This window comes from Chitinophaga sp., from assembly GCF_035761305.1.
Taxonomy (GTDB): domain Bacteria; phylum Bacteroidota; class Bacteroidia; order Chitinophagales; family Chitinophagaceae; genus Chitinophaga.
In genome coordinates, this window is record NZ_DASTRI010000023.1 from 11,985 (window position 1) to 38,338 (window position 26,354).

General features: G+C 49.9%; 19 protein-coding genes. 6 read left to right on the top strand and 13 right to left on the bottom strand.

Going from position 1 to position 26,354, the window contains the following annotated elements; genetic code table 11:
• Nucleotide 1: 1 nt before the first annotated feature.
• The 8 genes from VFS25_RS02490 to VFS25_RS02525 form a co-directional block, all read right to left on the bottom strand.
• Nucleotides 2-2,338, bottom strand: coding sequence for a PSD1 and planctomycete cytochrome C domain-containing protein (locus tag VFS25_RS02490; RefSeq protein ID WP_326460530.1), 2,337 nt, complete (start codon nt 2,336-2,338; stop codon nt 2-4).
• 243 nt (nt 2,339-2,581) lie between these two features.
• The gene (locus VFS25_RS02495; protein WP_326460531.1) at nt 2,582-3,754 is read right to left on the bottom strand and encodes a PepSY domain-containing protein; all 1,173 of its coding nucleotides are present in this window, start codon (nt 3,752-3,754) and stop codon (nt 2,582-2,584) included.
• 30 nt (nt 3,755-3,784) lie between these two features.
• Entirely contained in the window at nt 3,785-4,996 is a 1,212-nt protein-coding gene (locus VFS25_RS02500) for a hypothetical protein (RefSeq protein WP_326460532.1), read from the bottom strand.
• Between the two features lie 27 nt (nt 4,997-5,023).
• Nucleotides 5,024-7,426, bottom strand: coding sequence for a TonB-dependent receptor (locus VFS25_RS02505; protein WP_326460533.1), 2,403 nt, complete (start codon nt 7,424-7,426; stop codon nt 5,024-5,026).
• 220 nt (nt 7,427-7,646) lie between these two features.
• Entirely contained in the window at nt 7,647-8,057 is a 411-nt protein-coding gene (locus VFS25_RS02510) for a DsrE family protein (protein ID WP_326460534.1), read from the bottom strand.
• 18 nt (nt 8,058-8,075) lie between these two features.
• Nucleotides 8,076-9,032 (bottom strand): c-type cytochrome, encoded by a 957-nt coding sequence (locus VFS25_RS02515; protein WP_326460535.1) that lies wholly within the window; start codon nt 9,030-9,032, stop codon nt 8,076-8,078.
• Nucleotides 9,029-9,718, bottom strand: a complete 690-nt coding sequence (locus tag VFS25_RS02520; RefSeq protein WP_326460536.1) for a hypothetical protein — start codon at nt 9,716-9,718, stop codon at nt 9,029-9,031. Before VFS25_RS02520 ends, VFS25_RS02515 begins: the two co-directional genes overlap by 4 nt.
• A gap of 126 nt (nt 9,719-9,844) precedes the next feature.
• Nucleotides 9,845-10,657 carry an AraC family transcriptional regulator gene (locus tag VFS25_RS02525; protein ID WP_326460537.1) on the bottom strand — a complete coding sequence of 271 codons (813 nt, stop codon included), beginning with the start codon at nt 10,655-10,657 and terminating at the stop codon, nt 9,845-9,847.
• A gap of 139 nt (nt 10,658-10,796) precedes the next feature.
• Here VFS25_RS02525 and VFS25_RS02530 point away from each other — a divergent pair, with 139 nt between their 5' ends.
• A complete protein-coding gene (locus VFS25_RS02530) occupies nt 10,797-12,323 on the top strand; it encodes a choice-of-anchor Q domain-containing protein (protein ID WP_326460538.1) in 1,527 nt (508 codons plus the stop codon).
• Nucleotides 12,324-12,505: 182 nt separating this feature from the next.
• On the opposite strand, the gene VFS25_RS02535 is transcribed toward VFS25_RS02530, so the two are convergent.
• The gene (locus VFS25_RS02535) at nt 12,506-13,240 is read right to left on the bottom strand and encodes an N-acetyltransferase (RefSeq protein ID WP_326460539.1); all 735 of its coding nucleotides are present in this window, start codon (nt 13,238-13,240) and stop codon (nt 12,506-12,508) included.
• A 280-nt stretch (nt 13,241-13,520) separates the two neighbouring features.
• On the opposite strand from VFS25_RS02535, the gene VFS25_RS02540 reads away from it, so the two are divergent.
• Nucleotides 13,521-13,964: a MauE/DoxX family redox-associated membrane protein gene (locus tag VFS25_RS02540; protein WP_326460540.1), complete on the top strand. Its 444-nt coding sequence runs from the start codon at nt 13,521-13,523 to the stop codon at nt 13,962-13,964.
• Here the strand turns inward: VFS25_RS02540 and VFS25_RS02545 are convergent.
• From VFS25_RS02545 to VFS25_RS02560, 4 genes are all read right to left on the bottom strand, one after another.
• Nucleotides 13,961-14,563, bottom strand: coding sequence for a ClpP family protease (locus tag VFS25_RS02545; protein ID WP_326460541.1), 603 nt, complete (start codon nt 14,561-14,563; stop codon nt 13,961-13,963). The genes VFS25_RS02540 and VFS25_RS02545 overlap by 4 nt on opposite strands.
• A gap of 11 nt (nt 14,564-14,574) precedes the next feature.
• Nucleotides 14,575-14,835: a hypothetical protein gene (locus VFS25_RS02550; protein ID WP_326460542.1), complete on the bottom strand. Its 261-nt coding sequence runs from the start codon at nt 14,833-14,835 to the stop codon at nt 14,575-14,577.
• Nucleotides 14,816-15,346 (bottom strand): sigma-70 family RNA polymerase sigma factor, encoded by a 531-nt coding sequence (locus VFS25_RS02555; protein ID WP_326460543.1) that lies wholly within the window; start codon nt 15,344-15,346, stop codon nt 14,816-14,818. The genes VFS25_RS02550 and VFS25_RS02555 overlap by 20 nt, the downstream gene beginning before the upstream one ends.
• Before the next feature lie 82 nt (nt 15,347-15,428).
• Nucleotides 15,429-16,256 carry an SAM-dependent methyltransferase gene (locus VFS25_RS02560; protein WP_326460544.1) on the bottom strand — a complete coding sequence of 276 codons (828 nt, stop codon included), beginning with the start codon at nt 16,254-16,256 and terminating at the stop codon, nt 15,429-15,431.
• A gap of 626 nt (nt 16,257-16,882) precedes the next feature.
• On the opposite strand from VFS25_RS02560, the gene VFS25_RS02565 reads away from it, so the two are divergent.
• From VFS25_RS02565 to VFS25_RS02580, 4 genes are all read left to right on the top strand, one after another.
• On the top strand, nt 16,883-19,984 hold the full coding sequence (locus VFS25_RS02565) for a SusC/RagA family TonB-linked outer membrane protein (protein WP_326460545.1): 3,102 nt from the start codon (nt 16,883-16,885) through the stop codon (nt 19,982-19,984).
• Between the two features lie 11 nt (nt 19,985-19,995).
• Nucleotides 19,996-21,585 carry a SusD/RagB family nutrient-binding outer membrane lipoprotein gene (locus tag VFS25_RS02570; protein ID WP_326460546.1) on the top strand — a complete coding sequence of 530 codons (1,590 nt, stop codon included), beginning with the start codon at nt 19,996-19,998 and terminating at the stop codon, nt 21,583-21,585.
• Between the two features lie 116 nt (nt 21,586-21,701).
• On the top strand, nt 21,702-24,992 hold the full coding sequence (locus VFS25_RS02575) for a VCBS repeat-containing protein (protein WP_326460547.1): 3,291 nt from the start codon (nt 21,702-21,704) through the stop codon (nt 24,990-24,992).
• A gap of 2 nt (nt 24,993-24,994) precedes the next feature.
• Entirely contained in the window at nt 24,995-26,338 is a 1,344-nt protein-coding gene (locus tag VFS25_RS02580; RefSeq protein WP_326460548.1) for a vanadium-dependent haloperoxidase, read from the top strand.
• Nucleotides 26,339-26,354 lie beyond the last annotated feature (16 nt).

Here is a 26,354-nt window from a genome sequence, read left to right on the forward strand (position 1 = left end):
ATTATGTTTTTGTAATGGCTTCTTCCAGGTTATACACCATGGTTACCACCTGCATCATGGCGGCCAGTGCGGGTTTGCTAATGTTCTGCGGCAGCGGGTACTCGCCTACGGAAAGTATTTTCTCCGCTTTGGCGGGCGCTTTTGCAAAGGTTTGCTGCTGATCATGGTAATAGGCCGTGAGCAGCGCCATCTCCTTTTCTTCGGGCTGCCTGCAGATGATGAGGCGGAACGCTTTCCGCAGGCGTTCATTTTCCGCGCCGGGCGTTTCCAGCAGGCGGGCTGCCAGCACGCGCGCGGCTTCTAATACCTGTGGATCATTCATCATTACCAATGCCTGCAGCGGCGTATTGGTGGTAAGGCGTTTTACTTCGCACTGATCACGGTTGCTGCCGTCAAATATCATGAGGACGGGCGGGGGCACCGTTCTTTTTATAAAGGTGTACAACCCGCGCCGGTACAGGCTTTCATTATGATCCTGGCGGTAGGTAGCCAGCTGTCCCCTGCCGGAGGTAGCCATTTCCCACAGGCCGGGTGGTTGGTAAGGTTTTACGCTGGGGCCGCCTATTTTATGCACCAGCAGCCCGCTGCTTTCCAGCACCAGGTCGCGCACCAGCTCTGCCGGCAAACGGAAGCGGGGTCCCCGCGAAAGGTAAATGTTCTCAGGATCGGTGCCGAGCTTATCGCCGGTGATCGCAGACGATTGCCGGTATGTGGCCGACATTACTATCTGCTTCATGAGCCGTTTAATGTTCCAGCCGTGCTCCATGAAATCAACTGCCAGCCAGTCCAGCAGCTCAGGGTGTGAAGGCAGCTCGCCTTGCATGCCAAAGTCGCCGGCTGTTTTCACGATGCCCCTGCCAAACACTTCCTGCCACATGCTGTTCACGAAAACACGGGCTGCAAGCGGGTTTTTAGGGCTAAAGAGCCATTGGGCAAGCCCCAGCCTGTTGGATGGGTATTGTTTATTGTCAAACGGCAATATGGCCTTTGGCGTTGCGGGATAAACCTCCAGCGTAGGCGCGTCATAGTTACCACGGTTAAGTACATACGTTTTACGTACCGTATCGCGGTCACCCATAACAGATACTATCAGTTTATTGGTGTCTTGTTTGTTAATGAATTTAAGCACGTCATGGAGGTCTTCTTTGGAAATCTCCATGAAGGGTTTTTTGGCATAGGTTTCAGGGCCGCCCACTAACGACTCCAGGCCTACTTCCTTTACGTTGTTGAAGAAGGCATAGAGCTCGTAATATTCTTTCTGGGAAAAGGGGTCATACTTATGATCATGGCAGTGCGCGCATTCAATGGTAACGCCCAGCAGCGCCTTGCCGAAGGTATTGGTACGGTCGGTTACATATTCCACGCGGTATTCTTCATCTATTACGCCGCCTTCTTCGGTGATCTTGTGGTTGCGGTTGAAGCCTGTAGCCAGCAGCTGTTCGCGGGTGTGATCAGGCAGCAGATCGCCGGCCAGCTGCCAGGTTACAAAGCGGTCGTATGAGAGGTTTTCATTGAATGCATGTATCACCCAGTCGCGCCAGGGCCACATGCTGCGATAGTTATCATCCTGGTAGCCGTGGGAGTCGGCATAGCGGGCCAGGTCCATCCAGTGCACGGCCATTTTCTCGCCGTAGGCGGGTTGCGCCAGCAGGGTATCTACCATGCGCTCGTAACCTGCTGCGCTGGTGTCTGCCAGGAAGCGGTCCATCAGCGGTATGGAAGGCGGCAGGCCGGTGAGGTCCAGGCACAGGCGTTTCAGCAGGCGTTGGGGATCGGCCACGGGGTTGGGAGAGAGGCCGTAGCTGTCCATTTTATGCAGCACAAAGCGGTCAATCTCGTTGCGGCACCAGCTTTGGTCCGGCACATCGGGCAAGGGGGCTTTTACAGGCGGCACAAAGGCCCAATGCGGCTTATATTTCGCACCTTGTTTGATCCATTTTTCTATCAGGGCAATGTCATGCGCGGAAAGCGGCATGTTGGCGGAGGGAGGCGGCATCCGTACAGCGGTATCTGTTGAACTGATGCGCCGGAACACTTCAGAAAGTGCGGGATTACCGGGTACCAGGGCGTGTGCGCCGGGCGTTTCCTGCAAAACTTTATAGGCGCTGTCTGCAATATCCAGCCGCAGGCCGGCCTTTCTTTTGTTGGCGTCGGGACCGTGGCATGCAAAGCATTTATCCGAAAGGATCGGGCGTATGTGAAAGTTGTAGTCCACCACTTCCGGCAAACCGTCTGCAGCGGTAGCAGGGCCTTTGTGCTGCCGGCATGCTGTTGCCGATAATAATAATAATAATAACAGGGCCGCTAACAGCCCTTTGCTATAACGTGAAATACACATGATTTGAACCTGTATGTTCAAATTACATTTATATTTCCGGTTTTGCAATAGTTAGCCCTTATTATCTCCCGCTCCCATCTTTCTTAAATAAATACCAGCCCATTGTAACAACCGGCACCGTTAAAGCTATCCATGACAGCCAGTGCCATAAGCCTGTTCCAATAAGGGCAGCCAGCAACCCAAACATAATAAGCGCCGCTAACAGCAGGGGCCATCCCCAGAGTTGTAAAAAGTTATTGTTTTTCATAGCTGCTCATTTAAAATAGCGGCCTGTGTAACTGCCTCACTTTGCAATATCCTGTTAATACGCGCCGCTGTTGCTTTGCGGCGGGCAAACCACAAATACAGCCCGCTGATGAGCACTATAATAGTGGCTATATCAAACAGCGCCCATAAAATTTTCAGCGGCAGGCCGCCGTAATCGCCAAAGTGAAGGGGTTCTGAAATAAATAAGGCGTTTACATACCATGGCATGGTGCGGATGTCTGTAAGCCGGCCTGTTTGGGCATCTATCAATGCAGGCTTGATCAGCCGGGAGGTTACCGGTGTATTGCCTTTCATAAACACTGCATAATGATGCTTGCTGGTAAAAATAGTGCCGGGAAACGCCACAATGCGCGGCTTCATTTCCGGGGCCGCTTTAACAGCCGTTTTTACCGCGGCATCCAGTGAGCTAAGCTCCCCGCTGATGGCCGGCTTGTTTTTATAAGGCGCTACCATCTCTTTCAGCTGGCCGGATTGCCACATGAACAACACCACATCTGAAAGGGTATTAATAACGCCGGTAATGCCTACCACCAGCGTCCATGACAGTACTACAACGCCCAGCAGGTTATGCATATCCAGCCATTTTAGCCGGGTAGATTTATCCCTGCGTATCATACCAAAATCAAAGCGGCGCATAACAGGGCCATATAACATCACGCCGGAAACAATGGCTGCTACAAACAACAATCCCATGAGGCCCAGGAAAAGCTTTCCAATAATACCTGCAAACATATCTGTATGCAGCTCCAGCATTACATGCATGAACCCTTTATCGGTTTCAGGCGCCTTCAGCACTTCAGCGGTGCGCTCATCCACCACTACCAGCTTATATACATCTGCCGGCGCGTTAATGGAGTCGGCCAGGTTTACCGTTACAATATTGGGCTGCTCATCGTCCCAGTAAACATAACGAACCACATCGTGCGGGTACTGCTGCCTGCCGGCTTTTACAATGTCATCCAGGCTGGCTTTGGGCGTGCCTTCCGGCATGGGCGGCGCAGCCTGTGTTTTGCCCTGCAGCTGGTTTATTTCATCATGAAAAACAAGCGGCAGGCCGGTAACGCACAGCATCAGCAAAAAGAGGGTGCATATGAGGCTGGTCCACTTGTGTATCGTGAACCAGCGCTTTACATTTTTTATAGTTGCCATAAAAAGCCCTTTAAGTAGTGTGGTATTGCCTTATTGGAGCTTTACAAAGCCCCACAGGAAACCGCCGTCTTTAACATTAAATGCCTGTGTGGCGGTATTGCCGTTCAGTGCATAATAGCCTGCTATTTTCTGGCCGGGGTTTTCCACCCAGAAATAGATGGTGCCGTCTATTTCTATAATGCCCTGGTCATTGGCCCAAACATAATGGGTTTGCGGCATGCCGGCTATTTTAGTGTGTTGTTTGGTGGCCAGGTCAATGGCGTAATAATCATACACAATATCCTCCAGGTTAGAGAAGTCTGACTTCATAGGTACAGATGAAAGCTCGGTATATAGCTTGCCGCCTTTTACCAGGGCCGTGGCAAAGGTGCTGCCTTGCTGGTAATCGTCGGCCTTAATAATCCAGGTTTTGTCAAAATCAGTTTCACCGGCTTTAATGCGGATAATAGCAGAATTAGTAATGCCGTTGCTGAAACCGGAGCTGTAGAAATACAGGGCGCCATCGTCACCGGCAGTCCAGAACTTATTGGCAGAAGAGCCCCATCCAATGCCTTTTATACCATCGTACTGGATGGTTTTTTCCAGCTGGCCGGTGGCAATATCAATCACCGCAAACTGCACGTTATTATAAAGGTCGTCGCCATAGCCGGCGGTAGCTGTTTTACCATAGGTAATGCTGGCATACAGCTTACCTTCTTTGGCCGCCAGTATATGTTTGCCGATCACCTCATACTCCACGCCGGCTTTTTGCAGCGATGAGAAATCCAGCTCACCGGTACGTTTCATGGTAGACGGGTCAAAGGTTTGCAGCTTCAGCAAGCCCCTGTTCTCATCCTGGTAGTAGCCGGTATGATCGTCCACTACCAGGTACTGTGCAGCGCCGCTTATAAACCCACCATCTGTAATGCCGCCGTTTGTATTAACGGTATATTTCTGCAGGCCGGCATCGCCGGCTGTACTGCTGCGTGTAAACACCCAGCTCTTGTAAGACCTTATACCAAAAACATTTGCCACCTGCAGTGATTTGCTGCCAATATTGCTCACGTCACCGGAAGGCAATCCGCTGAATGCGCCGATGTAGCCGGCGCCCCATTTTTCACTGGCGGTTATCATTACATAGGTGCCGTTCTTTTCACCGCCGTTTCCGGGACCCGGGTTGTCGTTATCGCTTTTGCTGCAGGACGATAACAGGGTTGCGCCCATAATACCGGCCATTGCAGATAGTAGAAATACTTTTTTCATTTTTTTATCTGTTAAGGATGATGTTTTTTACCTGAATAAATAACCCACTTTCAGATGCAGGCTTCTGCCGGCATTCTGTATGCGGAAGTTGTCATACACTGCCTTGTTAAAAATGTTCTTTACCTGGAAGCCGATGGACAAGCGCTCGTTAAAAGGATAATACGTAAAGCCTGCAGTATGCAGCTGCTGCGACGGGATAATATTGGGCGCGTCAAAACCTGCTTTGCCCCACAGCCCTAAAAAGCCGTCCGGCTCCATGTCTTTTGGTATGTCGCTGAGATAATACTGGCGTACAAAAGTATAGAACCAGTACACCTGCAGCTTATCGCAGCGGGAGACAACATGAGAAAGATAGCCGTTCAGTCCCAGGTTAGCGAAGAAATAAGGTGTATTCCGCAGCCTTGCGCCTTCTGTAGTGGCAAAGCCGGTATTGAACAGGCGAAAATCCTGGTAGGTAAAATTGCCATTAGCCTTCAGCCAGCGGAAGATGTTTACCGTAGCATCTGTTTCCAGGCCAATGCCTTTCACATTCTGTATATTCTGGTGTTGCAGGAATATCAGGTTGGTGGGCACATTCAGGATCATATCCCTGGTAATGCGGTAAAAGCTGTTGGCTTCAACCGCATAGTGTTGCGGTTTTTCTATGCGGTACCCCAGGTTAAAATTGAGGCTTCTTTCAGGCTTGAGCGCAAAGTTGGACAGCTGAAAGTTGCCATCGCCAAAAATTTCGGTTTGTTCGGGCAGGCGGGTGGCAGCTTCGCCCGACAGGCGGAAGAAAGCATAGGGAGATACATTGAACTTAATGGCTTCCGCCACGCCCATGCGACTGCCGCTGGTGGCATAACGCTGCTCATTACCGGCATAATCCCCATCGGTAGCGTTTACCTGGTAGTAATAATATTTCACGACCAGGTTATTCACCAGCATGTTGCCGGCCAGGCGGGTTTCGAGCCCCAGCGCGGTTACCAGCTTTTTGTAATGCGCAGGCAGGGTAAGTATATCAGTGCCGGACCCTCTTAGCTTAGCGCCGTAAGGATCGCTGCCCTCCCTGCCCATGGAGGAGAACACCGCATTCAGCTCCAGCTTGTTGGCTGCATTCAGCTGCCAGGAAAGGTTAGTCCTGGAGGTGAAGTAAGAAAAACGTATATCCGATAACGTGCCCTGTCGGGTAATTTCACCTACCCTGCTGTTATCCGGCGTAAAATTGCCATACCAGTCATATTTCCCCCTTGCCGTATCTGTTTGCCGGCTGTGTACTGTATTGGCTACGAAAAACTGGTCAACAAACAATTTATTATTAAAAAGGTGTTTGCGGTACCGCAAGGTAGGGATCACTGCATATTGTTTGTTAGCGGCTGCGCCAAAAACATCTTTCATAGAAGCGCCGAACTGGTTTTGCCGGTTTATGAGAAAGCCGGTTACGCCAATCCGCAGCTCGTCGGCCCAGCGGGTATTCATCCAGCCGCCGTACACTTCTGTATAAAAATTACTGAACCTGCTATGGAACAGCTTTACCTTTTCATCTACCAGCGTGCCGTTATGATCAACCGGGGCGGTTACTTCATAGTTATTACGGGAGTAATTGAAAAATGCATCGGCGCCCACAAATATTTTCCGGGCGGTATCGTTATAAAAACCGTTTAAAGATACACGGTGTGTGTTAAAGGAAGCTATTTCGTAAGCCGCATCGAGGTATTTTGCAAAGGGTTTTTTGGTAACCATGTTCACGCCGCCGCCCAGCGCATCGGCTCCCAGGGCGGCCGGCATCACTCCTTTATAGATCTCCACGCGCACCAGCATATTCACCGGCACCAGCGTAATGTCATAGCCGGCGCCCAGGTAATCCATAGGAATGCCGTCTTTGAAATATTTGATGGCTTTATCCTGGAACCCGTTTAACATAAGGCTGGCCGCGGAGCCCAGGCCGCCGGTTTGCCGTATTCTTACACCGGCAGAGCGGTTCATGACCTCTATTAATGATGAGGGCTGGTGCTGTATGGCGCGGGTATCAACAACTTCTGCCTTGATCGTTTGTTCCCTGGCCTGCCGGGTGGCGCTTTTTCCCTGTACGGTAACACTGTTAAGATGGTTTATATCTTCTTCCAGCCTGAAGGCCAGCCTGGTAGTATTGTTGCTTTGAACAGTCACTTTTTTTACAACCTGTTTGTAGCCGATATATGTTATGCCTACCGAGTAGGTACCTGCGGGCAGGTTCCTGAACAGGAAACTACCATCTTCCCCGGTAATCGTATTCCTGTGTAGTTCGTTAATGGTAACGGAAACACCGCTCAAGGCCTTGCCCGCGGCGTCCGACACAGCTCCGCTGAGTGTTGCATTTTCCTGCCGGCCTTGCGGAAACAGCGTTTGCGGGATAAACAGGCACAAAAACAGCAGGCAGTGTTTACTAAAGCGCACAAAACAATTGTTCATCAAAATAAATTGGGGGAAATACTGCACTTTCCCTTGTTATAAGTAGCTTCCTGGCAAAAAATTGCTCAAAAATACACGGATGGCAGGGCGTTGGGTTTACGCAATCGGGAAATAGAATTACGCAATCGGGAAAAACAAAGAGGGGTACATGCAGGGGTAACACAGGAAGGGTCTTTCCTTAAAAGACCCGGGTTGCGGTATAGGCGTATACACGTTTATGTTAGTGCGCTACCTTTATATATCCCCAGCCTTCACGTTGTTTGGAAATGATCTCATAAATAGCATCGGGCACAATCTCCACACCCGGAAGCAGCTGGCTGGCATCCTTGTTATTTCTTTTCATAGTAAAGCCGCATACTTTTACGGTTGTCTTTTTTTGGTTGATCAGCTCAGTGAGCGCGGGCGCTATGGTTGATTTATTTTTCAGCACCATATCCAGCGCTTCCCCGTATACAGCTACTTCCAGCTGGGCTGCGGGGTTGCTTTTTGAAATGGCAGTTACCTGGCGTATGATCGTGTTATAATCTTCCGGGTCTTTACTGGTAATATCAAAAACAACCTTATAATCGTCCTGTGCATAGCAGTATATATTTGCCAGTAAAAACACCAGGAGCAAGAACCGCTTTTTCATAATAATATTTTTTGGAAGTTATTGTTTATGTTCACGGGCAATTGGTCCGAATGGCCCGTATTTATGCTGCTTTGCAGGGAAGGTGTCGCTGAATGGACCGAAAGGATGATCAGGCGGTTTGGTGTTGATATTGGGCCAGTCCAGCGGAAAGGCTTTGACCGGGCGGGGTTGCGAGTTTACAAATGCCGCCACATTCCATGCTTCTTCATCTGTGAGCTGTATGTTATTATAGCCGGCGCCCTGCGGCATATTATACTTCACATATCCTGCAAAGCGCGATATCCTGTACAGCCCCGCACCTGTGTTATAGCTGTTTTTACCCCACAAGGGAGGATAACGGTATTCAATGCCATCACGGTTAAGCTGGCCTGCACCATTGGGCCCGTGACACCGCTGGCACTTTTGTTCAAATACTATTCTTCCTTTTATTGTATCGGCAGCTTTGGGAAGATATACCAGCTCCCGGATGCCGCTGCCCGGTGCTTTATATCCTTTGGGCAAATCTTTGCCCAGCCACCGGATGTATGACACGATAGCCCGCAGCTCCCTGCTGTTGCTGTCAAGCGCGGCGCCGTTCAGGCTTCGTGTGATGCAGTCGTTCACTCTTTTTTCTATTGTTTCAGTTGCGCCGCTTCTTGCCCTGAACTTAGGATAGGTGGAAGCAGTGCTTCCATAGTTATTACCCCATGGCCGGGTACCGGCTGCCAGGTGGCAGTTCTGGCAGTTCATACCATTGCTGATGCGGGCTACACGGCCTTTGGGCCCAAGGTACACCGCCGTATGCGCAACGAGCGATCTTCCATACCTGATCAGCTCTCCCTCTGTGGTGTAAGGAATGGTTGCTGTATCGGGCGCAAGCCAAAGACGGGCCGGCCGCAGACCTGCGGGGTAGAAATAATACCAGCCCGCAGCTGCTAATAATAAAACTGCCGGTAAGCCTGTTATGAATGCCGGCGATCTGCTGAAAAATTTCATCCTGTAAAGCAGTAGCCGCAATTCCTTTCCTGCGCACGGCCAATAGCCCACATACCGGAAGGAACGGGTTGCATGCCCGGCAGCAAACCATCAATCCACTCCTGTTTCACCATTTGCGGATCAGCGGATGTTTTCTGGGCCACCACAGCGCTGTATACTGTAATTGCCATATTGCAAACCCCGAACAGCACACCACTTGACTGCAGTTCATTGATACCTATTTCCACATTGCCGATACCCGGCACTGAAAAATCGCCCGGCTTGGGCATCCAGAAAGGATTACGCGTGGCAGGCGCCTTGGTTTTGGGATCATCCACCTTAAACAGTTCTCCGAACTTGTATTTTTCCCACAAATTATCCTTCATGGCGTAAGGAATGGCCTCATGCCGCAATACCACTACTACGCAGCAATTGTTCTCTGTTGCATCTGTAGCCTGGTTGGTCATCAAAAATACCTTTGCCCAGGCAAAAGGGAAGATTTCATGAGGACGGGTAACATCCAGCACTATCCTATGCTTTCCGGTAATCTTATTCAGCCAGGCTTCGGGATCGTCTGTACTGATTTTCATGCCTTCCTGCCCCAGAACCGGCTGCATGCCTAACGGAGAAAAAGATGGCAGGCCCAGGATGGCGGCTCCTGTAATTACCTTCCCGATAAAGTCGCGGCGATTGGATGAAGTATTCATTTCCCTGTAGTTTTAATTTATTGAAAAGGGATGGGGAACTCACGGGAGAAGGCCAAAAAAAGCTTTGAGAGAGAGCATGAATGTAGGAAAATAAAATACCGTGTTATCGGATAAAAGTGACAAAATTTACATGGACCAAACCTGTTCCATATCACTTATAACGGTAGAAAATTCATGCGGCAGGCAGCCGGCAAAGTGCCGGAATTCATTAATAAAATGTGTTTGATCACTGTACCCGGCCTTTTGCGCCAGCACACTCCATTTTGGCCAGCGCTCCCTTTGCAGGTATGCTATTGCTTTCCTGAAGCGCACAATACGGCAGAACGTTTTAAGATGTAACCCGGTTTGCTCCAGGAAAGCCCGTTCCAGTGTTCGTTTGGTAAGGTATACGGCCAACTCCAGCTGCCGTATGGTAATATTACCATTTGCTGCAAAGATTATACGGATGGCCTCATCAATATTCCGGGTAGATTTTTTATGTTCAGATAATTGCTTCAGCAGGTAAGATTGTAATATATCTACCTGTTGCTCCATGTTGGCGCAGCCCCTGATCCGCTTCCCGGTTTCTTCGGCATGAGGGCCGAGTATGACAGATAGGTCGGCACTCCGGTTGCAAAGATGGCGCGGCGATATTCTGAAAAGCCCGAACCACCCACCCGGTTTGAGGTTGGCAACAAGCTGCGTGGCAGCGCCTTCCAGCCGGAAACCGGATACTTTATCGCCCGCGCCTGTAACCGCATTTACTGCCAGGTATTCGTGGTTGGTAATATCATACATTGTTTTACCGGGTCCCAGGTGGAAAATGAGTTTTTGTGCAAGATGCGGCAATACCGTTATTTCCCTGCTTTCATGCTCCCGGAAATCGCTTTCCAGGATTTGATAAGAAAGTACGTAGCTGTGAAGCAAACCTACCGGCCGGTAATTTTGCGCCCTGAACATATACATGACTTTTTGGGGTTTACCTTACAAAGGTCCTGAAAATTTTCATGCCCAACTATTTTTCACCGGCGCGGTCCTTCTGTTTATTTCAACCGTCTTTAGTGTGAAACCCTTATCTGACCACCCAAAATTAACAACCATGAAAGTATGTATTCCTGTGGCATGGGCTGTTGCCTTGTTTACCCTGACAGCCTGTAAAAAAGAGCGCACTGTATTAAACGGCCTGTTAAACCACGAAAAAGTTACCGCCACAGTAACCAATTATTATGTGAACGGCAGTACCGGTAATGACGCCAATAGCGGCACTACTGCATCTGTTGCGTTGAAAACTATCCAGGCGGCATTGAACAAAACAACAGATGGCGCTTACTGCACTATTTATGTAGCGGCCGGCACTTACCACGAAAGGCTGTACTGGCCAAGCTCCGGCGCGTCCGATACCGAGCCGCTTACGCTTACCAACTATAATGGCGGTATTGTGACAGTAGATGGTGAAAATGCCAGTAACAGCGGCCAAACGGCTATGATAGCTGTAAACAGTAAAAGCCATATCCGCATATCCAACATCCGGATCGCCAATAATATCAGGGCCGATGCCTGCGGCATTTATATTGTGGGCTCCGGAACGGATGTGAAAATTACCTCCTGCAAGCTGTATAATATCGGGTGGACCGCCGACTCCACAGCCATTCCTGCTTCCACCAATAACGCCAACCCCCTGGTTATTGTAGGGTCACTGGCGGCCCCCTACGAAAATATTTATTTTGGCAGTAACGAGATATATAGCTGCAATACCGGTTATAGTGAAGCCATGACGCTGAATGGTAATATTAACAACTTTCTTGTGGAATACAATGTTATCCATCATGTGAGGAATATAGGCATTGTGGCTGCCGGCCATTACGCCTGGACGGGCGCGCCGGCCAATGTTAACATGGCCCGTAACGGTAATATTAAGCACAACACAGTATATAAATGCAAATCGCCGGCGTCTGTTAATGCCGGTATATATGTAGATGGCGCTAAATGGATAAATGTGGAAGGCAATACCTGCTATGAAAATTCCGTTGGCATTTCAATAGGATGCGAAAACAGCGGCTATACGGCAGAAGGAATTAATGTACGCAGCAACTTTGTTTATAATAATGAAGACGGCGGTATTTACGCGGGCTCCAATGCGGCAGGCAGCCAGGTGGCCTATTCAAAAATTATTAATAATACTTTTTATCATAATTATCCCAACGGCGTTTGGCTGGGAGAAATTATCATACAAAACGCCAATTCGCTGGATATACGGAACAACATTATACAGCCGGCCGGTAATATTGCTATTATTGGCGGGGCGGGATATACAGCCACCAATCTTACTATAGATTATAACCGTTATTATTCTGCCTCCGGCAGCGCAGGCGTTATTACATTTGATTGGTTCGGCAGCGCCACTTATACGGCTTTATCGGCCTACCAGGCCGCCACAGGGCTTGACAGCCATGCTTCATACGGCAGCCCCTCTTTTGTAAGCGCTGCCAATTTACATTTGGCTGCGGGCTCACCGTGCATTAATGCCGGCGATCCTTCATTTGCTGCAGCTACAGATGAATATGATATTGACGGGGAAAGCAGGGTTAAAAACGCCCGTGTTGATATTGGGGCAGATGAACATTAGCGCCTGCTGGTATTATTACGCGAACCGGTCAAAAGCCGGTTCGTGTATATACCCGATGTAGCGTTTACTACCGGCGGCATTTGCTGCGAATGGGCAGGCAATGTGCCGATCATCAGCGCTGCGGTGTCTGAGATAGGCATTGTTTGTACCGGTTTGCGGGAGTGGGATAGATGGCAGTTAAATCAATGCAGCGCGCCTTTCAGTATAAAGCCGCAGGGCTTTAAGCCGGCTTTCTGCAAAGTAGCTTTGGAAGCCTGGTTTTTAATATTGCACCGGGCGGCCGGCACCCGGCCCATAAGGTAAGCTTCCTTTTTAAGCTCCTGCACCATCAGGCTGCCCAGGCCTTTTTGCCGGAAGCCTTCTTTTACGTTCATGTATATATCTGCATAGGGCAGGTTATAGTTCAGCATTAACCCGCCGTCTGCCACCTCCTCACCATCCAGCTCCAGTATGTAGCCGCCCGCGTTGTAGATGTTGGGTTCTGTAACCAGTTTACGGCGAAAAACAACCCCTGGCAGGTGCAGATGCGTGGTGTAATGTTCTTCAAAAAGAATGGCTTCTGCCTGGATGGAATGCCCGTATTCATACAGCATGGCTGCCAGCAGGGTATCGTTACTCTGGCATTCTATGAACGTGGCGCCGGAAACAGTTTGTAATTCAGGGAACATTAAATTGGCCAGCGCGCGGAAGGGCGGCAGCATGTAAAATTCAAAAACAGCGTCCCGGTCTTCCCGGCGGCTTTGGCCCCAGATGGCCGCATAGCCGGCTTTTTGCCCGTTTACCTGGCACAGGTAAGTATCTGCCCAGTCGTACAGGTGGCACTTGTTATAAATGAACTGAAAATTGCTTTCGTGGAGGAATATGCTGCGCAGGGGTTCAATATCCGCCAGCGCAACAGGTATAACTTTTATTTCCATATACGCGGTACTAGGAGGTGAACGGGATAAAGCATTCCATCACTAATGTACAAAATGGGCATGGAAACGGGCGGGTACAGGCATAAAAAAAACCGGACAGGAAAATCCGGTTTTTTTCCGCATGAATGCGAAACATGCATATATAATTCCTCACTGTGAATTTCACTGTTTTAATGGTTTTATCAGGTAATGATTTGTTAATGCAATCGTTAATCTGGTTTTAACGGGTGCATGATTATTAGTATATTTATATGGCCTGAAAGATGGTCAATGATCACCTATGAAGAGAAAAACAATTGTTGATATTATTGCTTACCTGTTTATTCTGCTGTTCATTTACGCCAGCGTTAACAAGCTGATGGATTATGAAAAGTTCAGTACAGAGCTGGGGAAATCGCCCCTGCTAACGGCTTTTGCCAACCAGGTGGCCTGGGCCATCCCCGCTGTTGAATTAGTGCTGGTGGTGCTGCTAACCGTGCCAAGATGGATGCTGATAGGCTTTTATGCAGCCTTCAGCCTTATGACCATGTTTACGGCTTACATTATTGCCATCCTGAAGTTCAGCGACTTCATACCCTGCTCCTGCGGGGGCGTGCTGCAGGCAATGTCGTGGAACCAGCACCTGGTATTTAATATCTTTTTTATCCTGCTGGGATTTATCGGCATCCTGCTGTATGAGCGGAAGGATTATAAGGCGGAAGGAGCTGCACATAAGCGCGCTTAGCCGGATAACCTGGCCAGCAGCTGCAGCTCTGCCGCGTCGCCCAGCACCTCATCTACCAGCCCGAAATTTTTTGCTTCTATTGCATTCATGAACTTATCACGCCGGAAAGTTTCTTCAATTTCATCGCGGGTGTGGTTAGAGTGCTGCCCCATCATGTGGAACAAACGGTTCTGCAGCCGCTCCTGCTCGCGGTAGGCAATGCTCACATCTTCGGTATAGCCTTTGGCGCCGCCGCTGGTGGGGTGCATGTGAATAGTGGCATTGGGCAGCGCATAGCGCTGGCCTGCGGTGCCGGCTGTTAATATCACGGTGCCCATGCTGCCGGTAAAACCCACTGCTACAGTAGAAATAGGCGACTTCATGATTTTCATGGTGTCGTAAATGGCAAGTCCTGCATACACGCTGCCGCCGGGGCAATGAATATATAAGCGCACGGGATAATGGTTCTCACTATCCAGGAACAACAGCTGCGCTACTACCAGGTTGGCCACCTGGTCGTCAATAGCAGCACCCAGGAAAATAATACGCTCCTTTAAGAGCAAACTATAGATATCATAGGCACCACGCGTGGTGCTATCCAGTACGGTTGGTATTAACATGGCAGTAAAGTTTATTTGAAAATGGCGGCCAGGGCTGCCTGAAAAGTGGTATCTGTGGTTATAAGGTTATTGAAAACAGCGTTTAGCTGTTCACGTTGGGTTGCCCTGCCGGCCAGGGTTATCAGCCGGTGCGCCTGCTGCTGCGCATGCACATTCTCCCGCAGCGCGGTATTAGTAAGCATTTGCGCCTGGAACACCAGCTTGTCTTCCACTGTCATCCGGCGCAGCAGGTACCGGTCAATATGCTGCGCTTCATCCAACAACTTCCTCATAAGCAGCGCTGCTTTTAATGTGATTGCGTACTTTTTCCAGGCATTTATATTTCTGTACCGTGGCCGAGTGTATGGTCCTGTAGTTAAATGTTTGGGCAATTTCCTGCATGCTGCGCTGTTCATAGTAAAATGCCTGCAGCAGCTGCATGCATTTTTTACCGGCTGTTTGCAGGTATTGCAACAGGGAGCGGGTTTTTTCCGGCACGGGCGTATAAAAGTCCTCCGGGATGCTATAGGCGTCTGTAATATAATCTTCCAGCGGCTGTTGCCGGCTGTCGTTCCTGAACTTGCGCAGCCATAATATCCGGGTAATGCCTACCAGGTAGGCCTGGGCCGATACCTGTATGTTAAGCTGCTGTTGCTGCTGTTTTTCCAGGTATATGACCAGGGCGTCGTGAAAAAGGTCTTTGGCTGTTTCCAGGTCCCCGCCCAGTTGCTGCACGATACGGGCTACTTTCGGAAAAGTGTCCCGGTAAAGTTCTGTTAGCCATTGTGCTGCTTGTTGCTGCATAACCATTGGTTTTATATAATAGTGTCAGCAAAAGGGGAAATATCACCTTTAATGTAAGAAAAAATTTTGAGGGCCATGCGGCCTATATAACGGCGTGTGCAATAGAGGTGCGCCGCGGCGGCTCCAGGCCGTCTGTTCTGCTGGCAAAGTACCCGGCTGCTTTTTCCGGCGTAAAAAAAGATACTGTAGTGAAGCCATGTTTTTGCAGCAGCTGCGACAGCGCTTCCGGGGAAAAATGTGTGATCCATGGTTCGCCCAGGTCCGCTGCCCTTTGGCCCAGGGCAGAAAACCAGCCGGCGCTTTTTTGCTGCGAAAATGTGAGCACCAGCTCACTGCCCTTTGCTAAAGCGCCCAGGCAGTTCAGGGTAGCTGCTATTGCATCCATGCTCAGGTAAGTAAGTACTCCTAACCATCCGATAAATACGGGCGCCTGAAGATCCAGCGCGCTTTCCTGCAATGCAGCCTGCAGGCTGCCGGTTTCAAAATCAACAGGTACAAAGTGAAGGTTGGAAGGTAAGGCAATGCCGGTTTGCGACAGGCGTTCGCGTTTCTGCGCCTGGCTGCCGGGATGGTCTACCTCAAAGATCTGCAGGTCCGCGGCCCATGCCGGTTGCCGGTAGGCGAATGTATCAAATCCCGCTCCTAATATTATATACTGGCGTATACCTTTATTAAAGGCCTGCTGCAGCGCATCTTCTGTATACCGGCTGCGCAGCACCACATGCGTGCGCATGCGGGCCGGTTCCGGCAGCTGGTAAAGATGCGGGTGCTCCTGTATATGCTGTATAATACCTGGTTCCAGCAGCTGTAGTATCACCTCATCCTTCAGCAGTTTGGGTGCTCCGTCTAACAGCTGGTGTGCGGCCCGTAATGCGGCTGCGCCAATGGCGGTAGCGCTGGCTGTTCTCATATGCTAAAGTTAATGCCTGGCTCAATAAATACAATCAAAATGTTACAGACATTCCCGTTTGAATATGTGATCTTTATTAAGCGGTCAAATGTTGCCACAAGAATTATAAAATAAAGCTTGTTTTTAAAAAAAATAAATGCTAATTATGTGGCAGGTTCGGCAAAGGAAGTAGGCCGTAAATAATTATAACACCACACGTGATTCCGTTAAATCTCCATTGTGGGGGACGTTTTGAAAAGACTTGTTATCGTACTTTGGAAAGACTTGTTATAATTTCAATCAGCATTATTGAACATGTGATGAATAATGGAACAATGAAGTAACAACCAAAATCTTGTCATTCAGGAAAAAACAGCGCAAAAAAAGCAGTGAACAACAGTCATTTTTGTGACCATCTCACAAAAGTGAAAGCCGTTAAATACGTAAAGGAAATGCATGCCTCCCTCAGAGGTGTAATGGCATCTCTCTATCTCAAACCAAAATCTACAAGTAATATGTACAGAGGAACAATACATAACTGCAACACATAGTGGCATAACCGCCATATTATGCCTGATAACTGCATGCTACCCTGTAGCATGAAGCCCTTTTTATGTCTAAATAAAACCAAAAACTAAATCCAATAAATGATGAAGCAACTATGTCTGCTGGTAATTGTGCTGCTGCTTGGCTCGGCAGCCAGTGCTCAAACAAGGCAGTTAACAGGTACTGTCAAGGATGCGAAATCGGGAGCGCCGCTTCCGGCAGTAACCGTACAAATAAAGGGAAAGAACCTGGCTACCGTTACCGGTAGTGATGGCTCTTTTACCTTAAAAGCGCCGGTAGGTGCTTTTACGTTACAGCTTTCGCTTGTAGGCTACGGTACTAAAACAATGGAAGTGTCGGCCAGTGAAACCAACCTGGATCTATTGATGGATGAAACGTCCTCTGAACTGGGCGAAGTAGTGGTAACCGCATTGGGTATTTCCCGCGAATCCAAAAAGGTAGGATATGCCGTTACAAAAGTAGATGGCGCTGTAATGACGCAGGCGCGCGAAACCAACATCGCTTATTCTTTGACCGGCCGCGTGGCAGGGTTAAACGTAAGCAGCACCAGCGGCGGTCCTGCATCTTCCGCCAGGATATTATTAAGAGGCATGGCCAGCTTTAACGCCAGCAGCCCGCTGTTTGTAATTAACGGCGTGCCGATGGACAATACGCAACGCGGCGCTGCCGGTGAATGGGGCGGTTCTGATAACGGTGACGGTATTGCCAACTTGAACCCGGATGATATTGAAAGCATGACCGTGCTGAAAGGCGCCGCTGCTTCTGCATTGTATGGCAGCCGGGCTACCAATGGTGTGATCATTATCACTACCAAAGGCGGTAAAAAAGGCGGCCTGCAGGTAGAGTACAATATGAACTATGCGGTGGATAAAGCAATTGACTTTACCGATTACCAATACGTTTATGGCCAGGGGCAGCTAGGCGTACGTCCTGCCAACGCCAATGCAGCGCTGAACAGTACCCGCCTGAGCTGGGGTGAAAAGCTGGACGGCGCTCAAACCATACAGTTTGATGGCAAGGAATATGCTTACACTGCCTATAAAGACAATGTAGAAAAGTTTTACCGTACCGGTCCTACCTTCACCAACACTGCAGCGGTTTCCGGCGGCAATGAAAACGGCGCCTTCCGCCTGTCGCTTTCCAATATGGATAATAAATCTATTGTACGGAACAGTGGCGTGGACCGCAAAACGGTTAACCTGAATCTTTCGCAAAAAGCCAATAAGCTGAAGATAGATGTAATGGCTAACTATATCGACGAGCAATCCAAGAACCGCCCGCAGCTGAGTGATGGTCCCAATAACTCAAATAACATTGCATTCCTGGCCAACAACGTAAACCAGGCCCTGTTAGCGCCCGGTTATGACCCTGTTACCGGGAAGGAAGTAACTTTTACAGATGATATTTATGTAACCAATCCCTGGTTTGTAATTAACCAGTATCATAATGACCTGAGCAGGAAGCGCCTGATCACCTCAATTACTGCGCGCTATGACCTTACCGACTGGATATATGCACAGGCCCGTGTAGGTTATGACCAGATCAACGACCGCCAGTGGCAGATTGAAGCATGGGGTACTGCGTACCAGTGGAAAACAGATGCAGTAAGCGGCAACCCGCTGAGCGGCACCATCAACCTGCGCACCCGCGCCAGCTCCGACCTGAATGCAGATGGACTGATTGGTATTAAGCATGATATTACCAAAGACCTGAACTTTAACCTGGCTTTGGGCGCCAGCGCCTGGAAAAGAAGGGAAGAGAACGTGAACATCAGCGGTACTGATTTCATTATTCCTTACTTCTACTCTTATAACAACGTAAAGAGCTACAACCGCGAAAATACCCTGTACCGCAAGGAGCAGCATTCCGCTTACTACTCTTTAGACCTGGCGTATAAAAATTACCTGACCTTAACCACTACCGGCAGGTATGATACATACTCCACGCTGCCCAGCTCCAACAGGGGTATCTTTATTCCTTCTGTTGCCGGCAGCTTTATTTTCTCAGAGCTGCTGCACTCCACAAAGCTTAGCTACGGTAAGCTGCGTGCTTCCTATGCAAGGGCCAGCGGTGAGCCGAGCGACTACTATATCACGCAGCAATATTATAGTGTAGATAATACCATAAACGGTACTTCTTACGGCAGCTTCACCGGCGACCTGCCCAACCTGTTCCTGAAACCGTTTACCATGACGGAAGTGGAAGTAGGTACAGAGCTGAAGTTTTTTGATAACCGTTTAGGTTTTGACATAGCTTACTTTACACGCAAAACCAATAACGAGATACTGAAGGGCGACCAGAGCTGGTCTACCGGCTGGAACCGGGTTTACATCGGCACCGGCTCTACACAGAACAAAGGCGTGGAAATGATGGTGAGCGGCACACCTGTTACCAGCAAAAACTTTAGCTGGAACGTATCGGTGAATGCTACGCATATCAAGAACAAAATCCTGGACATCTATGGCCCCGGTAACAGCAACACCACCTTTACCCTGGGCACTTACCGCCCGCTGAACGCCAATACCGCCCTCGTAAAAGGCATGGCTGGCCCGCAGGTAATGGCATATGATTACCTGCGCAATGATAAAGGCGAGATTGTATTAAGCGACGACGGTTTGCCGCAGCGTGGTAAGCTTACCCCTTCCGGCAGCGTGCTGCCTACCTGGTTTGGCGGTATCAACAACGATTTCAGCTACAAGAACTTTAACCTGTCTGTACTGGTAGATGGCAAGTTTGGTAACAAAATGCTGTCTGCCACGGAACACTACAGCATTTACCGTGGTTTGAACAAAATGACGCTGGCAGGCCGTGAAGGCGGTGTAACAGCGCCAGGTGTAAAGGCCGACGGTTCTGCCAACACTACCGCTGTTGAAGCGCAAACCTACTACCAGGCCCTGGCCAACAATATTTCCGTACAGGATGTGCTGGACGCCAGCTTCATTAAGCTGCGCCAGGTAACCCTGGGCTATACCATCGGCAGCAACATACTGGGCAAAACACCGTTCCAGTCCATCGGCATATCCCTGGTAGCGCGTAACCTGCTGGTGTTAATGAAACATACAGACAATGTGGATCCGGAAGCTGGTTTCTCTCCGCTGATTAACTATGCCGGTATTGAAGGTACCAGCTTGCCAAGCACCCGTACTTATGGCATTAACGTAAATGTTAAATTCAAAAAATGAGGACCATGAAAATGAAAAAAGCAATATATATAGGTGCGGTGTCGCTGGCAATGCTGACGGGTTGTACCAAGAACTTTGATGAGCTGAACAGCGATCCGGGAAAAGTAACCGGCGACCTGTATGATCCGAACTACCTGTTATCAAAGGCAGAGTTCCAGTTTGCCAACACCGGTTACCGGCAGCTGCTGTTCCAGAGCATGTGGACGCAGGCCCTGTCCTCTACCTTTAACTACTACAGCAACGGCGATAAGTATTTTGGATCGTCCAACCTGGTGTCTTACCAGAACAGCGTTTGGGAGCAGGACTACCAGGCAGCCAACTATGTTGTTCAAATGGGTAAACTGGCGCAGGACAAAGGGCTGGATAACCTGGCGAACATAAGCGTGATCATGAAAGTGTTGATCATGGAGCGGGTAACCGATTGTTATGGCGATGTACCTTACTCCGAAGCATTTAAAGCGCAGGAAGGTGTTGCTCAGCCGGTTTATGATACACAGGAAAGCATTTACAAATCCATGCTGAGCGAGCTGGATGCCGCTGTAGGCGCGTTAGACGCCGGTAAGGCAAAACCTTCTGCCGACCTGCTGTACAAAGGAGATATCGGCCAGTGGAAGAAGTTCGGTTACTCCCTGATGCTGCGGGTAGCCATGCGCCTGACCAAAGTAGATGCGGCTACTGCTAAAACCTATGCTGAAAAAGCAGCCGCCGGCGGCGTATTTGCCGGCACGGCAGATAATGCCTATGTGCTGTCTGACAACAGCACCGGCAATGGCAACAGCACCAGCAGCTCTTTGTCGCTGACAGACGATTTCCGGGAAGTAAGGTGGGGCAAAGTCATGATCGATTTCCTACGTGCTAATAAAGACCCGCGCCTGACGGTGATTGGTGAGGTGTCTGATGATGGCCTGGCAGCCAACAATAACCCGGCATTGCCCGGCGACCGCGACTCCAGCATACAAATAGGCATGCCTAACGGTTATGACCTGAAGGGCGGCCCGCAAGACATCAGCCATGCGCCCGGCTATCCCGGCGGTACCGGCTCCGGCGCTGATTTTGCAGCGCTGGGCAAATATTCCCGTCCTACAACCGCAATATACAGGAACCTGAACGGGCCCAACTTTATAATGAGCTATGCAGAAACTGAGCTGCTGCTGGCCGAAGCGGCAGCCCGCGGATGGAATGTTGGCGGTACAGCCAGCGGACACTATGCTAACGGCGTAATGGCCGCCATGACCTCCATTGCTACCTTTAACGCCAGCGTAGGCGCTATCAGCACTACTACTGCGCAGGCATATGTAACAGCACACCCGCTAAATACCTCTTCCCTGGAGGCTTCGCTGAAAATGATCAATGAGCAGTATTGGGCAGCTACCGCTACCCTGTTTAACTTCATTGAAACCTGGAATAACTGGAAACGTTCCGGCTACCCGGCATTAACGCCGGTGAACTACCCGGGCAACTTTTCCGGCGGCGCTATTCCCAGGAGAATACCTTACCACTCCGGTGAGCCCGCCAACAACCCAACCGGTTACCAGGATGCTGTGACCCGCATGGGTGGCGATAACTTTACCGTTCGCACCTGGTGGGATAAACAGCCGTAAACTGTTTAGTGTTTGATGCAAGAGCAATAATTGTGGACCCGATGCAGCGGCTTAGTCCCGCTGCATCTTCCTTTGTAACCATAACTGACAAGGTGCGGTTGAAAACTATATACACCATGCGACATCTCATTATTTTATCTGTTACAGCAGTGCTTCATTGCTGGCTGTTTGTTCCTGCAAAGGCGCAGCAGCCGCTTTTTGAGCTGTTATCTGCCAAGGCTACCGGCATACGGTTCAGTAACGGGATCAGCGAAACGGAAAACCTGAACGTATTGGCCTATGAATACTTTTACAACGGGGGCGGTATAGCGGTAGGCGATATTAATAACGATGGACTGGACGATCTTTTCTTTACTGCCAACATGGGCAGCAACAAACTATACCTGAACCAGGGCAACCTGCATTTTAAAGATATTACCCGCGAAGCCTGCAAAGACCTGGAAGGCCGCACCGGCGCCTGGAAAACAGGCGTGGCCATGGCCGATGTGAACGGCGACGGCCTGCTGGATATTTATGTTTGCTATTCGGGCAAAACACCTACCGAGCAACGCCGCAACCAGCTGTTCATTAACCAGGGTAACCTGCACTTTAAAGAAAGTGCAAAGGAATACGGGCTGGATGATCCCAGCTACAGCACCAACGCCGTATTCTTTGATTATGATAACGACGGCGACCTGGACATGTTTCTGCTGAACCACAACGTAATAAAAATAGATAACCTGGAGCTGGCCAAACGCCGTGCGGAAACAGACTCGCTGGCCGGCAACAAGCTATATGAAAATAATAACAACCACTTTACCGATGTTTCGCAAAAGGCAGGCATTATACAAAACCCGCTTACTTTCGGTTTAGGCGTTGCCGTAGCCGATATAAACAAAGACGGCTGGCCCGACCTGTATGTGACCAACGATTATAATGAGCCGGACCACCTGTATATTAATAACCACGACGGCACTTTCAGGGAAGGCACACAGCAAAGTTTCCGCCATCTTTCCCAGTTTTCAATGGGCGTGGATATTGCCGATTATAACAATGACGGCCTGCCGGATGTAATGACGCTGGATATGATGCCCGAAGATAACCGCCGACAGAAGCTGCTGCAGCTGCAGGAGAACTATGAGTCGTTTGCGCTGATGCTGTCGCAGGGCCTGTATAAACAGTATATGCGTAATATGCTGCAGCTGAATAACGGCGATGGCACCTTTAGCGAAATCGGGCAGCTGGCCGGCATATCCAATACCGACTGGAGCTGGTGCCCGCTGCTGGCCGACCTGGATAACGACGGGTATAAAGACCTGTTTGTAACCAACGGCTACCTGCGGGATTACACCAACAAAGATTTTTTACGCTACTGGGGCGATTATAAAGTAAAGAAAGCGGTAGACCGGGAGCCGGTGATGCTTATGGACCTGGTAACCGCCATGCCCTCTACCAGCCTGATGAACTATGTTTTCAGGAACGAGCACGATCTCACCTTCTCCAATAAGCAGAAAGAATGGGGCATTACAAAAGCGGCTGTTTCCAGCGCAGCCGTGTATGCCGATCTTGATAACGACGGTGACCTGGACCTGGTGATCAACAATATTAATGAGCCGGCAACGGTGTACAGGAACAGGAGCCGGGAACAAAATAAAGGCAATTACCTGGCGGTGAAGCTGCACGCCAAAACACCAAATACTGCTGCCATTGGCGCAAAGGTAACGGTATATGCCAACGGCGGCCTGCAGTATGAAGAGGTAAATCCCGGCAGGGGCTATCTTTCATCCCTGCCCGCCAGCCTGCATTTTGGCCTGGGCAATACTACCCATGCCGACTCCATACGCATTATATGGCCTGATAAAACCACGCAGCTGCTGACAAATGTAGCTGCTAACCAGCAGCTGGCAGTAGACTATGCGGGCATTAAAGCACCTGCCGCACAAAAAGATACTGCCACCCAAACACTTTTCAGCCGGGCAAAAGGTATTATTGGTTATAAACATGAAGATGACCAGCTGAATGACTTTAAACGGCAGCCGCTGATGATGTTCATGTATTCCAGCGCCGGCCCTGTGCTGGCTAAGGGCGATGTGAACAACGACGGCCGTGAAGATGTGTACATCAGCAGCGATAAAAACCAGCCGGGCCGCCTGTTTGTGCAGCAGCCCGGCGGCGCTTACACCATCAGCAACGAGTCTGTGCTGGATGCGGAAGACGGCCCCGTAACCGCTGATGCGCTGTTCTTTGACGCCAATGGCGACGGGTTTAACGACCTGTACCTGGCCAGGGGCGGCTATGCGCTGTTTGAGCCCAATACGCCCGCCCTGCAGGATGCCCTGTACCTGAATGACGGAAAGGGGAAGCTGGTGCTGGCAAAAGATGCGCTGCCCGATGTGAGCGCCAACAGCAAATCGTGTGTACGTGCCTGTGATTTTGATAATGACGGTGATATGGACCTGTTCATCGGCGGCAGGGTAATACCCGGCAAATACCCGGTACCGCCTGCCTCCTGGCTGCTGGTAAACGACGGCAGGGGAAAGTTTACGGCCGCCGCCGTGCCCTTTGCCAATATTGGGATGGTCACCGATGCGCTGTGGACCGATGTGAATAAGGATGGCCGGAAGGATCTGCTGCTATGCGGCGAGTTTATGCCCGTAACATTGTTCCTGAACACACCTGCCGGCTTTACAGATAAAACCAGTGATTATTTTGAACAAAAGCCAAATGGCTGCTGGTTTAGCATGGCGCTGGCCGATGTGGACGGCGATGGAGAGGACGATATAGTGGCCGGTAACCTGGGCCTGAACACGCAGGTGCATACATCGGCAAAAGAACCTGCGGAGTTATATTATGCCGACTTTGACGGCAACGGTTCTGTTGATCCGTTCTTTAATGCCTATATCAACGGCATTAGCTATCCCATGGTTAGCCGCGATGAGCTGAATGACCAGATCTACCCGATGCGCCGTAAGTTCAGCTCATACAAGAGCTATGCAGATGCTACCATCAAAGACATTTTTTCACCTGATGAGCTGTCTAAAGCCGGCAAGCTAACATTAACCGACTGCCGTTCGCAATGTTTCCTGCGCAGGAACGGCAAATTTGTTGCCCGGCCGCTGCCTTTGCAGGCGCAGTTTTCCATGGTTACTAAAATTATGGCCAGCGACTTTAACCATGATGGTAAAACAGACCTGCTGCTGCTGGGTAACCATAGCGATAACCGTTTGAAAATGGGCAGCCTGGATGCCAGCTACGGCTGCCTGCTGCAGGGCGATGGCAGGGGACAGTTCAAATACGTACAGCCGTCTGTTTCCGGGTTGTCTGTTTCCGGCGATGTAAAATCTGCCGCAGAGGTAACCATTAATACAACAAAATATATGATGATAGGCGTGAACAACGTAGGTGTTTTACTATATAAAGAACAATAACTATGTGGAAATGGATATTAGCCTGTTTATTGATATGCCGGCCGGCATATGCCCAGCGTACGGCCACTGCTTTTGCCAATGAGGTGCAGCCCGCTGTTTGGGCTATTACTATGGTAATGCTGCACGATGTGGTAAACCCTGCTGCAGCAGCCCGTTACTATGCCTACTGCACGGCGCCGGCCTATGAAATAATAACGCAGCATAACGGCAATATGCCGCGTATGAGCAGCTTTGTTAAGTCGTACCCGGCTGTTACGATCAGCGGCGCCAAAGACGATTACAATTATGAAGCCGCAGCTTTGTACGCCATACTTGAAACGGGGCGCCTGATGCTGCCCTCCGGCTTTATGCTGGAGGAACAGGAGGAAAAAATGCTGCGCTTCTTCAAAAAAGAAAAGCTGTCGCAAAAAGAGATAAACCGTTCCGTGGCAGTAGCAAAGGAAGTGGTGGCGCAAATCATAGGATGGTCAAAGGCCGACCATTATAACCAGCTGAGCGCGAGAATACGTTATACGCCCATCAAAGGCGAAGGCTACTGGTACCCCACGCCGCCGGCTTATATTGAAGCTGTGGAGCCGCACTGGCGTACCATACGCCCCATGGTAATAGATACCTGTGATGCGTTTAAGCCTTTACCGCCCGTGCCTTTCAGCAAAGACACCACCAGTGCATTTTACGCGCTGAATAAAGAAGTATATGAAGCAGTGCTCCATCCTAAAAAAGAAGAGCTGGTGATTGCCTCCTTCTGGGATTGCAACCCCTTTGCAGTATCTACCGCGGGGCATATGGCCATCGGGTTTAAAAAAATAACACCCGGCGGGCACTGGATGAATATTGCCGGCATTGCGGCTAAAAAAGCAAACCTCGATTTTGATAACACAGTGCTGCTGCACACCTTAACGGCGGTTACGGAAATGGACGCCTTTATCAGCTGCTGGGACGAAAAATACCGCAGCAACCGCATACGGCCCGAAACCTATATTAACCGCTATATTGATGTGGAATGGAAGCCGCTGCTGCAAACACCGCCTTTTCCCGAATACACCAGCGGGCATAGTGTGGTGTCTACCGCTGCCGCGCAGGTGCTTGCATATATGATGGGCGATAGTTTTTCATTTACAGATGATTCGGAGATCATGTTTGAGATACAGCCGCGCAGCTTTACCTCCTTTATGCAGGCGGCTGCGGAAGCAGCCATCTCCCGCCTGTACGGCGGTATTCACTTTCGTGACGCAATAGAGAACGGGCAGCAGCAGGGTATGAACATCGCCAATGCGATCATTGCAAAGCTGAAAGCAGCAGGTGTGCAGCCGTGCGTTCATAACAGTATGGCACGGTATATGTGAGCTAATACAACACAGT

Bases quoted from the DNA above. Each gene is read 5' to 3' on its own strand.
- VFS25_RS02575 (WP_326460547.1), top strand. From the start codon at position 21,702: ATGCGACATCTCATTATTTTATCTGTTACAGCAGTGCTTCATTGCTGG.
- VFS25_RS02520 (WP_326460536.1), bottom strand. From the start codon at position 9,718: ATGAATACTTCATCCAATCGCCGCGACTTTATCGGGAAGGTAATTACA.
- VFS25_RS02550 (WP_326460542.1), bottom strand. From the start codon at position 14,835: ATGAGGAAGTTGTTGGATGAAGCGCAGCATATTGACCGGTACCTGCTG.
- VFS25_RS02490 (WP_326460530.1), bottom strand. From the start codon at position 2,338: ATGTGTATTTCACGTTATAGCAAAGGGCTGTTAGCGGCCCTGTTATTA.
- VFS25_RS02530 (WP_326460538.1), top strand. From the start codon at position 10,797: ATGAAAGTATGTATTCCTGTGGCATGGGCTGTTGCCTTGTTTACCCTG.
- VFS25_RS02510 (WP_326460534.1), bottom strand. From the start codon at position 8,057: ATGAAAAAGCGGTTCTTGCTCCTGGTGTTTTTACTGGCAAATATATAC.
- VFS25_RS02505 (WP_326460533.1), bottom strand. From the start codon at position 7,426: ATGAACAATTGTTTTGTGCGCTTTAGTAAACACTGCCTGCTGTTTTTG.
- VFS25_RS02540 (WP_326460540.1), top strand. From the start codon at position 13,521: ATGAAGAGAAAAACAATTGTTGATATTATTGCTTACCTGTTTATTCTG.
- VFS25_RS02580 (WP_326460548.1), top strand. From the start codon at position 24,995: ATGTGGAAATGGATATTAGCCTGTTTATTGATATGCCGGCCGGCATAT.
- VFS25_RS02555 (WP_326460543.1), bottom strand. From the start codon at position 15,346: ATGCAGCAACAAGCAGCACAATGGCTAACAGAACTTTACCGGGACACT.
- VFS25_RS02500 (WP_326460532.1), bottom strand. From the start codon at position 4,996: ATGAAAAAAGTATTTCTACTATCTGCAATGGCCGGTATTATGGGCGCA.
- VFS25_RS02525 (WP_326460537.1), bottom strand. From the start codon at position 10,657: ATGTTCAGGGCGCAAAATTACCGGCCGGTAGGTTTGCTTCACAGCTAC.
- VFS25_RS02515 (WP_326460535.1), bottom strand. From the start codon at position 9,032: ATGAAATTTTTCAGCAGATCGCCGGCATTCATAACAGGCTTACCGGCA.
- VFS25_RS02570 (WP_326460546.1), top strand. From the start codon at position 19,996: ATGAAAAAAGCAATATATATAGGTGCGGTGTCGCTGGCAATGCTGACG.
- VFS25_RS02545 (WP_326460541.1), bottom strand. From the start codon at position 14,563: ATGTTAATACCAACCGTACTGGATAGCACCACGCGTGGTGCCTATGAT.
- VFS25_RS02565 (WP_326460545.1), top strand. From the start codon at position 16,883: ATGATGAAGCAACTATGTCTGCTGGTAATTGTGCTGCTGCTTGGCTCG.
- VFS25_RS02535 (WP_326460539.1), bottom strand. From the start codon at position 13,240: ATGGAAATAAAAGTTATACCTGTTGCGCTGGCGGATATTGAACCCCTG.
- VFS25_RS02560 (WP_326460544.1), bottom strand. From the start codon at position 16,256: ATGAGAACAGCCAGCGCTACCGCCATTGGCGCAGCCGCATTACGGGCC.
- VFS25_RS02495 (WP_326460531.1), bottom strand. From the start codon at position 3,754: ATGGCAACTATAAAAAATGTAAAGCGCTGGTTCACGATACACAAGTGG.